The following is a 13,430-nucleotide window of genomic DNA, read 5'->3' on the forward strand; positions in this document are numbered from 1 at the left end:
AGCCCTCTCGGGAGTGGAGAACCGCGTCGTCTTGACGGCCTGTATCGCCGAGGCTGAGGCCCTGCGCTACACCCCCGCCGGTTTGCCTGCTGTTGCCCTGCGGCTCGAACACGAGTCCAGGCAAAACGAGGCAGGCGAGCCGCGGGACGTCAAGGCAGCCATGAAGGCCGTCGCATTCGGTGCGATGGCCGAGCGGCTTGCGAGGCAGCAGATTGGAAGTCGATGGACTTTCAGCGGCTTTCTCGCCACGCCGCGCAATGGCAGGAACGCTGTGCTCCACATCCAGGATATTCAACAAAATTAATTTTCCAAGGGGTCCGCAATGGCCACGTTCAAGAAGTTCAACAAAGACAAGCGCCCAAAGCGCAACACCCAGTCCCTGCTGTTCAAGCGCAAGCGCTTTTGCCGCTTCACGGTGACCGGTGTTGAAGAAATCGACTACAAGGATGTCGACACGCTGCGCGATTTCATCGCCGAAAACGGCAAGATCATCCCCGCGCGCCTGACCGGCACGCGCGCCATCTTCCAGCGCCAGCTGAACACCGCCATCAAGCGCGCCCGCTTCCTGGCCCTGGTGCCTTACAGCGACCAGCACAAGATCTAAGGAGCACAACCCATGCAAATCATTCTGCTCGACAAGGTTGTGAACCTCGGCAACCTGGGCGAAATCGTCAAGGTCAAGGACGGCTACGCTCGCAACTTCCTGATCCCTTCGGGCCGCGCACGCCGCGCCACCGAATCGGCCAAGGCTGATTTCGAAGCCAAGCGCGTCGAACTGGAAAAGGCTGCTGCCGCCAAGCTGGCGCAAGCCCAGGCCGAAGGCGAAAAGCTGGCCGGCACCACCGTCAAGCTGACCCAAAAGGCTGGCGTGGACGGCCGCCTGTTTGGTTCCGTGACCAACCAGGACATCGCCGAAGAGCTGAGCAAGCAAGGCTACAAGGTTGCCAAGGCCCAGGTTCGCCTGCCCAATGGCCCGATCAAGGTCGTCAGCGAAACCACGGTCAGCGTGGCTCTGCACACCGACGTGGTGGTGGAAGTCACCGTGTCGGTCTACGGCGAAACCGCCTGATCGCCAGCACGTAGTAACCTGCGTGACTTGCCGCGAAAGCCGCCCTCGGGCGGCTTTTGTCTTTTCGACCCCGCCATTTGTACAGGATTGCCCACCGGTAATCCACAGATTGCCCCAAGGTTTATCCCCGGTTGCCGCACTTGGCGGGTGGCCGGAATGCATCCATTCAGGCCCCTGCCCGGAGAAACCCCATGTCCGCTGTCTTCCCCCCGCTCGATGAACAGGGTTTCGTGCCGCCTTCCGGTTCCGGACAGGACCAGGAGATTGCCAAGCTGCGCACGCCACCGCACTCCATCGAGGCCGAGTCCAGCGTGCTCGGCGGCCTGCTGCTGGACAACAACGCCTGGGACCGGGTGGGCGACCTGCTGGTGGAGAGCCACTTCTACCGGCACGAGCACCAGATGATCTACTCGGCCATCGGTGCGCTGATCAATGGCAGCAAGCCAGCCGACGTGATCACCGTGTTCGAGCACCTGAAGAACCTGGGCAATGCCCAGGAAGCAGGCGGCCTGACCTACCTGAACAACCTGGCGCAGTACGTTCCGAGCGCGAGCAACATCCGCCGCTACGCGGAAATCGTGCGCGAGCGCGCCATTCTGCGCAAGCTGGTCACGGCCAGCGATGAAATCTCCACCAATGCCTTCAACCCCCAGGGCAAGACGGTGGAGCGCATCCTGGATGAAGCCGAGGCCAAGATCTTCGCCATCGGCGAAGAGGGTTCGCGCACCAAGCAAGGCTTCCAGTCGCTCGACAAGCTGGTGATCGACCTGCTCGACAAGGTGCAGGAGATGGCCGACAACCCGGTGGACGTGACCGGCGTGCCCACCGGCTTTGCCGACCTGGACCGCATGACCTCGGGCCTGCAGGCGGGTGACATGGTGGTGTTGGCAGCGCGCCCCTCCATGGGCAAGACCTCGTTTGCCGTGAACATCGCCGAGCACGTGGCGCTCAACGAGGGCCTGCCCGTCGCCATCTTCTCGATGGAAATGGGTGCCGCCCAGCTGGCCGTGCGTATCGTCGGCTCCATCGGCCGCGTGAACCAGGGCAACCTGCGCACCGGCAAGCTCACCGACGAAGAATGGCCGCGCCTGACCGAGGCCATCGAGCGGCTGCGCACCGTGTCGCTGCACATCGACGAAACGCCAGGGCTGACCCCCGGCGAGCTGCGTGCCAATGCGCGCCGGCTGGCGCGCCAGTGCGGCAAGCTGGGCCTGATCGTGGTCGACTACCTGCAGCTCATGAGCGGCTCGGGCGCCGGCAGTGCCGACAACCGCGCCACCGAGCTGGGCGAAATCTCCCGGGGCCTGAAGATGCTGGCCAAGGAGCTGCAGTGCCCGGTGATCGCGCTGTCGCAGCTCAACCGCTCGGTCGAGCAGCGCACCGACAAGCGCCCCATGATGTCCGACCTGCGCGAATCGGGCGCCATCGAGCAGGATGCCGACATCATCATGTTCATCTACCGCGACGACTACTACAACAAGGACAGCAAGGAGCCCAACGTGGCCGAGGTCATCATCGGCAAGCAGCGTAACGGCCCCACCGGCACCGTGAAGCTGTTCTTCCAGAAGAACCAGACCCGCTTTGAAAACCTCGCCATGGGCAGCGGTGGTGATGACTATTGACGCGCAAGGTTGAGGCGCCCCTATGCAAAAGGCCCCCGCCAATGGCGGGGGCCTTTTGCATTTTTAGCGCGGAATCAGTTTTTCAGTGTGTGCGGTATAGCCCGTGACGCATGAAACCGGCGCGGCCCAGACCAGTGCCCCCGTGCAAGGGCCGCCCCGCCGCACCGGGGGCGTCCCCCTCCCGACTCGCGCAGNCTATTTCTAGAGCACTTCGCTGGCAAAGTCCGCCAGGCGTGAGCGCTCACCCCGCGCCAGGGTGATGTGACCGCTGTGCGGCCAGCCCTTGAAGCGGTCCACCGCATAGGTCAGGCCCGAGGAGCCTTCGGTCAGGTAGGGCGTATCGATCTGCGCCAGGTTGCCCATGCAGATGATCTTGGTGCCGGGGCCGGCACGGGTGATCAGCGTCTTCATCTGCTTGGGCGTCAGGTTCTGCGCTTCGTCGATGATCACGTACTTGTTCAGGAAGGTGCGCCCGCGCATGAAGTTCATGCTCTTGATCTTGATGCGGCTCCTGATCAGCTCATTCGTGGCGGCGCGCCCCCATTCGCCGGCATTGCCGCCATCGCCCTTGGCCAGGAATTCGAGGTTGTCGTCGAGCGCGCCCATCCAGGGCCCCATCTTCTCTTCTTCGGTGCCGGGCAGAAAGCCGATGTCCTCGCCCACGCTCACCGTGGCACGGGTCATGATGATCTCGGTGTAGCGCCGGTCGTCCAGCACCTGGGTCAGGCCTGCGGCCAGGGCCAGCAGGGTCTTGCCGGTGCCGGCCGTGCCGGTCAGGGTCACGAAGTCGATCTCGGGGTCCATGAGCAGGTTCATGGCGTAGTTCTGCTCGCGGTTGCGCGTGGTCACGCCCCACACCGCATGCTTGGCTGAGCCATAGTCCTTGAGGGTCTGCAGCACCGCCGTCTTTTCGCGGATCTCGCTCACGCGCGCGAACAGGCTGGGCTCGCCGGGGGCCTCGAAGTACGCGAACTGGTTGATCATCAGCTGCGGCACGATGGGGCCGCCGATGCGGTAGTAGGTGTGCACCCCGCTCTGCCAGCTTTCCACGTTCTTGCCGCTCTTGACCCAGAAGTCCGGCGGCAGGGCCAGTACGCCGGAGTACAGCAGGTCGCCGTCTTCCAGGGTCTTGTCGTTCTGGTAGTCCTCGGCGTTCAGGCCCAGGGCGCGCGCCTTGACGCGCATGTTGATGTCCTTGGACACCAGCACGACCTCGCGCGGCGCGTGCAGCTTGCGCAGGGCCTCCACCACCCCCAGGATCTGGTTGTCCGCCTTGCCCTGGGGCAGGCTGGTGGGCAGGCTGTAGTCCAGCGGTGCAGTCTGGAAGAACAGGTGGCCGCCGGCGGCGCGCTGGCCCGTGGAGTCGAGCTTCAGGCCGTGGGCGATGTCGGCGCCGTGCACGCCGGCCAGGGCGTCCAGGGTGCGGCTGGTCTGGCGGCCGTTGCGGGCCACTTCGGTCATGCCCTTCTTGTGGCCGTCGAGCTCTTCCAGCACGATCATCGGCAGGAAGATGTCGTGCTCTTCGAAGCGGAACAGGCTGGTCGGGTCGTGCAGCAGCACGTTGGTGTCCAGCACGAACAGCTTGGACGGGCCACTGGGGCGCGCGCGCTTGGTGCTGCCGCTGGTGCGGCTGGCTGGCGCTGCGGCGGCCGTGGGAGTGGCGGCAGTGCGTGCGGTCTTGCGACCAGGCGGGGTGCTGCGCGCGGTGGCAGGGGTGGGCGCCGGTGCGGGGGCTGCAACCGGCTCGCTGCGGTTGCGGCCTGCGGTCCGTTGTGGTTCGGTCGCCTGTGCCGTGGTGGGCACAGCCTGCAGCGCTGCGCGGGCGGCGGTCTTGCGGGCGGGCGCGCGCGGGGCGGCGGCGGATTCGACGGCTTCGGAGGCGGCAGGTTGTGGGGTGCGGCCGGGCTGGGCCGTCACGTCATAGGCTTCGGGCGAGAGCAGGGCCGCGCGTCGTGCGGGAGCGGGAGGAAGGGGCATGGTGTGCAGGGCCTCGGGCAGTAGGGTATTCAGAAAACAAAAAGCCGCCTGGAGGCCGAGGCGGCTTTTATGGGGGAGGGAAGCGTTCCAGTTTCCAGGGGCATTGAACCATTATGCCTATTCCCCGAGGCGGTTCCCCGCAGTGCAGGGAGGGCCATGGGTGGCCGGCGATCAGGCGGCCTTCTTCAGGGTCTTGATGCCCTTGACGGCCTTGAGGACTTCGTCCACGTGGCCGGGCACCTTCAGGCCGCGCCATTCCTGGACCAGCAGGCCATCGGGCCCGACCAGGAAGGTGCTGCGCTCAATGCCCTTGACCTTCTTGCCGTACATGATCTTGTTCTTGACCACGCCGAACATGTGGCACATCTTCTCTTCGGTGTCGGCGATCAGCTCGAACGGCAGTTCCAGCTTTTCCTTGAAGTCGTCGTGCGACTTCATGTTGTCGCGCGACACGCCGAACACGGCGGCGCCGGCCTTCACGAAGTCCTTGTACTTGTCGCGGAACTGCATGGCCTCCGTCGTACAGCCCGGGGTGTTGTCCTTGGGATAGAAGTACAGAACCAGAACTTGGCCAAGGTGGGAGGTGTTGGAGACCTTCAGTCCACCAGTCGCGTTGGCTTCAAATTCAGGGAGGGGTTTGTTGACAACGATCGCCATATCACTTCAATCTCTCAGGATGTAGTCGTTGATAAGCCAGGGGAGTGGGAGTGTTATTGCTTTTGGAAGGCCCCTGACCGCAACCGGAGATTTTACCCTGAAACGGACTCTTTCGCGAATCGCATTCTGTAACCAAAGTACACAAGCCGGAACCTGTTCAGTACCTTGGGTGTCTTCGCGCACCCGACGTAGGGCATTTCAGGGCGCCGATTCAAGCAGCAGCGCGGCGACCACGTTGCGCCCCTCGCCCGCCAGGATGTTGTAGGTGCGGCAGGCGGCGGCCGTGTCCATGGTCTCCAGGCCCAGGCGGCGCGCCATCAGCGGCTGCAGCCATGCAGGCGGCACAAATCGGTTGCGCTGGCCACTGCCGAAGATGATGAGCTCGGTCTCGAGCTTCGCCAATTGTGCGAAATGCTCGGCCGTGAGGTCCTCGAAGCGCGTGCATGGCCATGCCTGGCGCAAGCCGTCCGAGCCGACGATCACGCTGTGGGTGATCTTTTCGCCATCCACCCCGATCCAGCCCGGGCCATAGCCCGTGACGGTTTGTGCATTGGCTTTGTCCGGCTGGAATTTCATGGTGTTCGGTGGGTGCGCGCGGCGCGGGCCCCGGGGCCCGCCTCGCAGGTGATCTGTGGTCAAATTATAGGTTTCGCCCAACCACTGGCCGCTTTGGCCGACCCTGGTGCGAACCGCACTTTGTCCACTGCACCTTCCTGCGCATGAAAACCGTCCAGAAATCCGCCAAGCTTGCCAACGTCTGCTACGACATCCGGGGCCCGATCATGGACGCGGCCAAGCAGATGGAGGAGGATGGCCACAAGATCATCAAGCTCAACATCGGCAACCTCGCGGTGTTCGGCTTCGATGCGCCCGAAGAGATCCAGCAGGACATGATCCGCAACCTGCCCAACTCGGCCGGCTATTCGGACAGCAAGGGCATCTTCGCGGCCCGCAAGGCCGTGATGCACGAGACGCAAAAACAGGGCATCAAGGGCGTGGCCCTCGACGACATCTACCTGGGCAACGGCGCCAGCGAGCTGATCGTCATGGCCACCAACGCCCTGCTGGACAACGGCGACGAGCTGCTGCTGCCCTCGCCCGACTACCCGCTGTGGACGGCGGCGGCCAGCCTCTCGGGCGGCACGCCCGTGCACTACCTGTGCGAAGAGGCCAATGGCTGGATGCCCGACCTGGCCGACATCCGCGCCAAGATCACGCCGCGCACCAAGGGCATCGTGGTCATCAACCCGAACAACCCCACGGGCGCGCTGTACTCGGACGAGTTGCTGCGCGGCATCGTGGCCATTGCACGCGAGCACGGCCTGGTGATCTTTGCCGACGAGGTCTACGACAAGGTGCTGTACGACGGCGCCACGCACACCGCCATCGGCTCGCTCAGCGAGGACGTGCTCACGCTCACCTTCAACTCGCTGTCCAAGAGCTACCGCTCCTGTGGCTACCGTGCGGGCTGGCTGGTGGTCTCGGGCGACAAGAAGCCTGCGCGCGACTACATCGAGGGCCTGAACATGCTCTCCAACATGCGCCTGTGCGCCAACGTGCCGGGGCAGTGGGCCATCCAGACCGCGCTGGGCGGCCACCAGAGCATCAACGAGCTGGTCGGCGATGGCGGGCGCCTGCGCAAGCAGCGCGACCTGGCGTACGAGCTGATCACCGCCATCCCGGGCGTCACCTGCGTCAAGCCGCGCGCTGCGCTGTACATGTTCCCGCGCCTGGACCCGGCCATCTACCCCATCCAGGACGACCAGCAATTCTTCCTGGAACTGCTGCAGGAGACCAAGGTCATGCTGGTGCAGGGCACGGGCTTCAACTGGGCGGCGCCCGACCACTTCCGCATCGTGTTCCTGCCCCACGAGGACGACCTGCGCGATGCCATCGGCCGCGTGGCCCGCTTCCTGGAGCAGTACCGCAAACGCCAGCAGACCGCCGCCTGAGGCGTGCGGGCTGTTGACCGGAGATCCTTTCCCATGCGTGTCTGCCCTGCCCACCGTGCCCTGGCACCCCTCGCGTGCGCGCTGGCACTGGCGTTGCCGGCAGCACAGGCGGCCGACAAGGAGCCGGTGGGCTTCACGCACAAGGACTGGGGCCTGCAGTGCGACAACACCCGGGCCTGCCGGGCCGTGGGCTACCAGTCCGAGGCCGGTGACTCGGAGCCGGTGTCCATCCGCCTGACCCGCGAGGCCGGGCCTGACGCCCCGGTGCTGGTGGACCTGCAGGTGTCGAGCGAGAAGGCCACGCCGCCATCGCTGAACCTCCAGGTGGGCAAGCTCGCGCTGTCCGGGCTTGCGGGAGAGATCCCCCGCGTTCCTGCAAGCCAGGTGGCGCCGTTGCTGCAGGAACTGCTGAAGAACGAGGAAGCCACCGTCACCGCCGGCAAGGACCGGTGGGTGCTGTCGCTGGCCGGTGCCAGTGCCGTGCTGCTGAAGATGGACGAGGCCCAGGGCCGCGTCGGCACGCCAGGCGCCCTGGTGCGGCGCGGCAACAAGGCCGAGGCATCGGTGCTGGGCCCGGTGCCTGCGCCGGTCCTCAACGCCGTGCGGCCGCTGCCCGAGCGCAAGGCCGATGCCGCGCTGGCCAAACCGCTGCTCGCGGCCATCGACCGCAAGGACGTGAGCGAGCGCTGCAACGGCGATGCCCCCCAAACCGCCGACGTGCAGGTGCATCGCCTCACGGAGCGCAAGGTACTGCTGTCCATCCCCTGCGCCATGGGCGCCTACAATTTCGGTGGACTGCACTGGCTGGCCAACGACCGCCCGCCCTACCAGCCGCAACTGCTCGACGCCGAAGGCGAATTCGATGCGGCAGACGGGTCGATCCGCTCCTCCATGAAGGGACGCGGCATCGGCGACTGCTGGTCCATGCAGGAATGGCATTTCGACGGCCGCAGCTTCGTGCTCACCGGCGAATCGGGCGACAGCCTGTGCCGCGGCTTTGCTGGCGGCGCCTGGCAATTGCCCGCCCGAACTTCCAAGGTGGTTCTGCCCACCAACCCCGTTTCCAGGAAACCCTGATTTTTATGACCATGAAACCCATCCAAGTAGGCCTGCTGGGCATCGGCACCGTCGGCAGCGGCGTGTTCAACGTGCTGCAGCGCAACCAGGAAGAAATCCGCCGCCGCGCGGGCCGCGGTATCGAGATCACCATGGTGGCCGATCTTGACGTGGAGCGTGCCCGGGCCGCAGTGGGTGCTGACATCCAGGTCGTCAACGACGCCCGCGCCATCATCGCCAACCCCGACATCGACATCGTCATCGAGCTCATCGGCGGCTACGGCATCGCACGTGCGCTGGTGCTCGAAGCCATCGCCGCCGGCAAGCATGTGGTCACCGCGAACAAGGCGCTTTTGGCCGTGCACGGCACCGAGATCTTCGCGGCCGCCTCGGCCAAGGGCGTGATGGTGGCCTTCGAGGCCGCCGTGGCCGGTGGCATCCCCATCATCAAGGCGCTGCGCGAAGGCCTCACGGCCAACCGCATCCAGTGGATCGCCGGCATCATCAACGGCACCACCAACTTCATCCTGTCCGAGATGCGCAGCAAGGGCCTCGATTTCGACGTGGTGCTCAAGGAAGCACAGCGCCTGGGCTATGCCGAGGCCGACCCCACCTTCGACATCGAAGGCGTGGACGCCGCGCACAAGGTCACGCTGATGAGCGCCATCGCCTTCGGCATCCCGGTGCAGTTCGACAAGGCCTACGTCGAGGGCATCACCAAGCTCGGCGCGGCCGACATCAAGTACGCCGAGCAACTGGGCTACCGCATCAAGCTGCTGGGTATCACCAAGCGCGCGGACAAGGGGATCGAGCTGCGCGTGCACCCGAGCCTGGTGCCCTCCAAGCGCCTGATCGCCAACGTCGAAGGCGCCATGAACGCCGTGGTGGTGCAGGGCGATGCCGTGGGCACCACGCTGTACTACGGCAAGGGCGCGGGCAGCGAGCCCACCGCCAGCGCCGTGATTGCCGACCTGGTGGACATCGCCCGCCTGCACACGGCCGACCCCGAGCACCGCGTGCCGCACTTGGCCTTCCAGGCCAACACGCTGACCGATGCCATGGGCACGCTGCCGCTGCTGCCCATGAGCGAAGTGGTCACTAGCTACTACCTGCGCCTGCGCGTGGCCGACCAGGCCGGCGTGCTGGCCAAGGTCACCGGCCTGCTGGCCGAAGCCGGCATCAGCATCGACGCCATGCTGCAGCGCGAAGCCGACGAAGTGGGTGGAGAAGGCACTGGACCGGAGGGGACACGTAGCGTCCCGCAGACCGACCTCATCATCCTCACGCACGATACGCGCGAAGGCACCATGGACACCGTGCTGGCCCAGATGCAGGCCCTGCCCACTGTGCTGGCCCCGATCACGCGCATCCGCAAGGAAGAACTCAACTGACGCAGCAGGCACCTGCGTTGTGAACGCAGACGGGACACCACCATGAAATACCTCAGCACCCGCGGCCATGCAGACCGCAAGCAGTTCTGCGACATCCTGCTCGAAGGCCTGGCCCCCGATGGCGGCCTGTACCTGCCCGAGCACTACCCGCAGGTCGACGACGCCATGCTCACGCGCCTGCGCAAGGCCTACCACGAGCAGGGCTACGCCGAGCTGGCCTTCCAGATCCTGTCGCTGTACATCGACGACATCCCGGCCGCCGACCTGAAGGCGCTGTGCGAGAAGACGTACACGGCCGAGGTCTTCGGCACCGGCGAGATCGTGCCCCTGCGCCACCTGGAAAACAGCCTGTGGCTCGAAGCCCTGTCCAACGGCCCCACGCTGGCCTTCAAGGACATGGCCATGCAGCTCTTGGGCAACCTGTTCGAGTACGAACTGAACCGCCGCGGCGAGGAGCTCAACATCCTGGGCGCCACCAGCGGCGACACCGGCAGCGCGGCCGAGTACGCCATGCGCGGCAAGAAGGGCGTGCGCGTCTTCATGACCAGCCCGCACGGCCGCATGAGTGCCTTCCAGCAGGCGCAGATGTTCAGCCTGCAGGACGAGAACATCCACAACATCGCCATCGAAGGCGTGTTCGACGACTGCCAGGACATCGTCAAGGCCGTGAGCAACGACCTGCCCTTCAAACGCAAGTACAAGATCGGCACCGTCAACTCCATCAACTGGGCGCGCCTGCTGGCGCAGGTGGTCTACTACTTTGCCGGCTACGTGCAGGCCACCGAGCGCAACGACCAGCAGGTCAGCTTCACGGTGCCCAGCGGCAACTTCGGCAACATCTGCGCGGGCCATGTGGCGCGCTCCATGGGCCTGCCGATCGCCAAGCTGGTGCTGGCCACCAACGAGAACGACGTGCTCGACGAGTTCTTCCGCACCGGTGTGTACCGCGTGCGCAGCAGCGCCGACACGCATGAAACGTCCAGCCCTTCGATGGACATCAGCAAGGCCAGCAATTTCGAGCGCTTCGTGTTCGACCTGCTGGGCCGCGACGGCGCACGCACCAAGGCCCTGTTCGGCGATGCGCTGGCCAAGGAGGGGAAATTCGACCTGAGCGCCGACCCGCTCTTTGCCGAGGCGGCCACCCGCTACGGCTTCGAGAGCGGCAAGAGCACCCATGCCGACCGTCTGGCCACCATCAGGGGCAACTTCCAGCGCCATGGCGTGACCATCGACACCCACACCGCCGACGGCGTGAAGGTGGCGCTGGAACACCACAGCGACCCGGCCGTGCCCATGATCGTGCTGGAGACGGCCCTGCCCATCAAGTTCGCCGAGACCATCGTCGAGGCCCTGGGTCATTCGCCCGAGCGACCTGCGAAGTTCGCCGGCATCGAGGACCTGCCCAAGCGCGTGCAGGTGATGCCTGCCGACGTGCGCCTGGTGCAGGCCTACATCGAGCGCCACTGCCAGTGAGGAGGTGCCGCCTGCCCAGCCGCGCCACGGCGCGCCGGACAGGGGTTGCCATTCGGGGCGCCCAGGGTGGCGCCCCTTTCGCTCTTTTGACGGAGCTTGGGTGGTCCATGGGTGCCATGGCCTTGTGCAGGAGCATGGGATGAAGGTTGTAGGTTTTGCAGGGTTCTCCGGCAGCGGCAAGACCACGCTGGTCGAGCAGCTCATTCCCGAGATGCGGCTGCGCGGCCTGCGGGTCTCGGTGGTCAAGCACGCACACCACAGTTTCGACATCGATCACGTGGGCAAGGACACCTGGCGCCACCGCGAGGCCGGTGCCTTCGAGGTGGTGGCCGCCTCCGACCGGCGCCTGGCGCTGGTGCGCGAGTTCGAGCGGCCTGCCGAACTCACCGTGCACCACCTGCTCGCCGAGCTGTACCAGGGCGTGGACTGGGTGCTGGTGGAGGGCTTCAAGGACAGCGACCTGCTCAAGGTCGAGGTCTGGCGCGCCCCCGAGGCCGGCCAGGCCCCCAAGCCCGTGCGTTACGCCGAAGACGACTTCGTGGCGGCGGTGGCCACCGATGCGCCGGGGCAGTTGCCTGTGCCCACCGGCCTGCCCCTGCTCGACCTGAACGACCCTGCGCAGGTGGTGGACTGGCTGCTGCAGTATGCCGAGCGCTTCGAATACGACTGGGACCTGCACCAATGAGACCTCTCACCGCTTTCAAGCCCCTCAAGTCCCTGGCCGACGCACTGGCCGAGCTGCTGGCGCGTGCCACCCCGCTGGCAGGCACCGATACGGTCACCACCTTCGAGGCGGACGGCCGCGTGCTGGCCCAGGACGCCGTCTCGTCCCTGCAGGTGCCGCCGAGCGACAACAGTTCCATGGACGGCTACGCCGTGCGCCGCGCCGACGTGGCGACTGCAGGCACGGTGTTGCCCGTGTCGCAACGTATCGCCGCCGGCAGTGCGGGGGCGCCTTTGCAGCCGGGCACGGCCGCGCGCATCTTCACGGGGGCTCCGATTCCCGACGGCGCCGATGCGGTGCTGATGCAGGAGGACTGCGAAGCCCTGGACGACGGTAAGGTGCGGATCAATGCCGTGCCGACTGCCGGCCAGTGGATACGCCGTGCTGGCGAGGACATCACCCGCGGCGCGGTGGTGCTGTCCGCCGGCATGCGGCTGACTCCGGCGGAACTGGGCCTGGCGGCGAGCATCGGCCTGCACCAGCTGCAGGTGGGGCGCCGCCCCCGCGTGGCGCTGTTCTCCACCGGCGACGAACTGGTCATGCCAGGGGACGTGCCGCCCGAGCAGATGCGCCCGGGCGCCATCTACAACAGCAACCGCTTCTTTCTGCGCGCCATGCTGCTGCGCCTGGGTTGCGAGGTAACGGACCTGGGCATCGTGCCCGACCGGCGCGATGCGACCATCGAGGCCCTGCAGCGTGCGAGCGAAGCCCATGACCTGATCCTCACCAGCGGCGGCGTGTCGGTGGGTGAAGAGGACCATATCAAGCCCGCCGTGGAATCGCTGGGAACACTGGACCTCTGGCAGATCGCTATGAAGCCGGGCAAGCCCTTTGCCTATGGGCGGATCGACAGCGCCCACTTCATGGGGCTGCCCGGCAACCCGGTATCGAGCTTCCTGACCTTTGCACTGCTGGTGCGGCCCTTCCTTTTGCGCCTGCAGGGCGTGCAGGCCGTCGCCCCGCGCGCGCTGGCAGCCACGGCGCATTTCGCCTGGCCCCGGGCCGACAAGCGCCGCGAGTTCCTGCGCGTGCGGCACAACGCGGCGGGGGGCCTCGATCTGTTTGCCAACCAGAGCTCGGGCGTGCTCACCTCCGCCGCCTGGGGTGATGGCGTGGTGGACAACCCTGCCGGCCAGACCATTGCGCCGGGCGATACGGTGCAGTTCATTGCCTTTGCGGAGCTGCTGGGATGAGGATCACGGTGCGCTACTTCGCCTCCATCCGCGAGGCCATCGGCCAGGGCAGCGAAGCGGTGGACACCGCTGCGGCGACCCTGGGCGAACTGCGCGACGAGCTGATCGCGCGCGGCGGCGCCCACGCCGCGAGCCTGGCCCGGGGCCGGGCCGTGCGCATGGCGCTGGAGCAGGTGATGAGCGGCGAGACCGCCGCCCTGCACGAGGGCGCCGAGGTGGCGTTCTTCCCCCCGGTCACGGGAGGCTGAACCGGTCTGCCGCGCACGCTCCTCATATGGTCGCCATTGTCAATACTGTCAGTGCCTCATTTGGTGTG

At 66.1% G+C, this 13,430-nt stretch carries 14 protein-coding genes; 11 read left to right on the forward strand and 3 right to left on the reverse strand.

All coding sequences use genetic code 11. The features are described from left to right. The first annotated feature begins 13 nt into the window (after nt 1–13). The 4 genes from priB to dnaB all read left to right on the forward strand — a co-directional run bounded on the left by priB (nt 14) and on the right by dnaB (nt 2,691). Nucleotides 14–304, forward strand: a complete 291-nt coding sequence (gene priB, locus ASE28_RS22005) for a primosomal replication protein N (RefSeq protein ID WP_057202143.1) — start codon at nt 14–16, stop codon at nt 302–304. A gap of 18 nt (nt 305–322) precedes the next feature. Then, nucleotides 323–604, forward strand: coding sequence for a 30S ribosomal protein S18 (gene rpsR, locus ASE28_RS22010; protein WP_005795932.1), 282 nt, complete (start codon nt 323–325; stop codon nt 602–604). Between the two features lie 12 nt (nt 605–616). Next, entirely contained in the window at nt 617–1,069 is a 453-nt protein-coding gene (rplI, locus tag ASE28_RS22015) for a 50S ribosomal protein L9 (protein ID WP_057202144.1), read from the forward strand. A 191-nt stretch (nt 1,070–1,260) separates the two neighbouring features. Next, the gene (gene dnaB, locus ASE28_RS22020; RefSeq protein ID WP_057202145.1) at nt 1,261–2,691 is read left to right on the forward strand and encodes a replicative DNA helicase; all 1,431 of its coding nucleotides are present in this window, start codon (nt 1,261–1,263) and stop codon (nt 2,689–2,691) included. 201 nt (nt 2,692–2,892) lie between these two features. Here the strand turns inward: dnaB and ASE28_RS22025 are convergent, their stop codons facing one another. The 3 genes from ASE28_RS22025 to ASE28_RS22035 form a co-directional block, all read right to left on the reverse strand. Continuing rightward, complete coding sequence (locus ASE28_RS22025; RefSeq protein ID WP_057268473.1) at nt 2,893–4,668, reverse strand: PhoH family protein; 1,776 nt, start codon at nt 4,666–4,668, stop codon at nt 2,893–2,895. A 171-nt stretch (nt 4,669–4,839) separates the two neighbouring features. Next, nucleotides 4,840–5,325 carry a peroxiredoxin gene (locus tag ASE28_RS22030; RefSeq protein ID WP_057202147.1) on the reverse strand — a complete coding sequence of 162 codons (486 nt, stop codon included), beginning with the start codon at nt 5,323–5,325 and terminating at the stop codon, nt 4,840–4,842. Nucleotides 5,326–5,523: 198 nt separating this feature from the next. Continuing rightward, nucleotides 5,524–5,901 carry an Mth938-like domain-containing protein gene (locus tag ASE28_RS22035; RefSeq protein ID WP_057202148.1) on the reverse strand — a complete coding sequence of 126 codons (378 nt, stop codon included), beginning with the start codon at nt 5,899–5,901 and terminating at the stop codon, nt 5,524–5,526. 143 nt (nt 5,902–6,044) lie between these two features. Between ASE28_RS22035 and ASE28_RS22040 the strand changes: the two genes are divergently transcribed. From ASE28_RS22040 to ASE28_RS22070, 7 genes are all read left to right on the forward strand, one after another. Further along, nucleotides 6,045–7,277, forward strand: a complete 1,233-nt coding sequence (locus ASE28_RS22040; protein ID WP_057268474.1) for a pyridoxal phosphate-dependent aminotransferase — start codon at nt 6,045–6,047, stop codon at nt 7,275–7,277. Nucleotides 7,278–7,310: 33 nt separating this feature from the next. Further along, entirely contained in the window at nt 7,311–8,354 is a 1,044-nt protein-coding gene (locus ASE28_RS22045; RefSeq protein ID WP_057268475.1) for a DUF1176 domain-containing protein, read from the forward strand. 11 nt (nt 8,355–8,365) lie between these two features. Next, complete coding sequence (locus ASE28_RS22050; RefSeq protein WP_057268500.1) at nt 8,366–9,724, forward strand: homoserine dehydrogenase; 1,359 nt, start codon at nt 8,366–8,368, stop codon at nt 9,722–9,724. A gap of 42 nt (nt 9,725–9,766) precedes the next feature. After that, entirely contained in the window at nt 9,767–11,197 is a 1,431-nt protein-coding gene (gene thrC, locus ASE28_RS22055) for a threonine synthase (protein ID WP_057202151.1), read from the forward strand. A gap of 139 nt (nt 11,198–11,336) precedes the next feature. Continuing rightward, entirely contained in the window at nt 11,337–11,882 is a 546-nt protein-coding gene (gene mobB, locus ASE28_RS22060; RefSeq protein ID WP_057268476.1) for a molybdopterin-guanine dinucleotide biosynthesis protein B, read from the forward strand. Then, nucleotides 11,879–13,114: a gephyrin-like molybdotransferase Glp gene (gene glp / locus ASE28_RS22065; RefSeq protein ID WP_057268477.1), complete on the forward strand. Its 1,236-nt coding sequence runs from the start codon at nt 11,879–11,881 to the stop codon at nt 13,112–13,114. The genes mobB and glp overlap by 4 nt, the downstream gene beginning before the upstream one ends. Next, nucleotides 13,111–13,362, forward strand: coding sequence for a MoaD/ThiS family protein (locus ASE28_RS22070; RefSeq protein ID WP_057268478.1), 252 nt, complete (start codon nt 13,111–13,113; stop codon nt 13,360–13,362). Before glp ends, ASE28_RS22070 begins: the two co-directional genes overlap by 4 nt. Nucleotides 13,363–13,430: the final 68 nt, after the last annotated feature.

Source organism: Acidovorax sp. Root219, assembly GCF_001428665.1.
Lineage (GTDB): Bacteria > Pseudomonadota > Gammaproteobacteria > Burkholderiales > Burkholderiaceae_C > Acidovorax.

Excerpts from the sequence above, each read along its gene's own strand:
- ASE28_RS22030 (WP_057202147.1), bottom strand. The coding sequence starts at position 5,325 with ATGGCGATCGTTGTCAACAAACCCCTCCCTGAATTTGAAGCCAACGCG.
- ASE28_RS22045 (WP_057268475.1), top strand. The coding sequence starts at position 7,311 with ATGCGTGTCTGCCCTGCCCACCGTGCCCTGGCACCCCTCGCGTGCGCG.
- glp (WP_057268477.1), top strand. The coding sequence starts at position 11,879 with ATGAGACCTCTCACCGCTTTCAAGCCCCTCAAGTCCCTGGCCGACGCA.
- rpsR (WP_005795932.1), top strand. The coding sequence starts at position 323 with ATGGCCACGTTCAAGAAGTTCAACAAAGACAAGCGCCCAAAGCGCAAC.
- ASE28_RS22050 (WP_057268500.1), top strand. The coding sequence starts at position 8,366 with ATGAAACCCATCCAAGTAGGCCTGCTGGGCATCGGCACCGTCGGCAGC.
- rplI (WP_057202144.1), top strand. The coding sequence starts at position 617 with ATGCAAATCATTCTGCTCGACAAGGTTGTGAACCTCGGCAACCTGGGC.
- mobB (WP_057268476.1), top strand. The coding sequence starts at position 11,337 with ATGAAGGTTGTAGGTTTTGCAGGGTTCTCCGGCAGCGGCAAGACCACG.
- ASE28_RS22040 (WP_057268474.1), top strand. The coding sequence starts at position 6,045 with ATGAAAACCGTCCAGAAATCCGCCAAGCTTGCCAACGTCTGCTACGAC.
- ASE28_RS22035 (WP_057202148.1), bottom strand. The coding sequence starts at position 5,901 with ATGAAATTCCAGCCGGACAAAGCCAATGCACAAACCGTCACGGGCTAT.
- dnaB (WP_057202145.1), top strand. The coding sequence starts at position 1,261 with ATGTCCGCTGTCTTCCCCCCGCTCGATGAACAGGGTTTCGTGCCGCCT.
- thrC (WP_057202151.1), top strand. The coding sequence starts at position 9,767 with ATGAAATACCTCAGCACCCGCGGCCATGCAGACCGCAAGCAGTTCTGC.
- ASE28_RS22025 (WP_057268473.1), bottom strand. The coding sequence starts at position 4,668 with ATGCCCCTTCCTCCCGCTCCCGCACGACGCGCGGCCCTGCTCTCGCCC.
- ASE28_RS22070 (WP_057268478.1), top strand. The coding sequence starts at position 13,111 with ATGAGGATCACGGTGCGCTACTTCGCCTCCATCCGCGAGGCCATCGGC.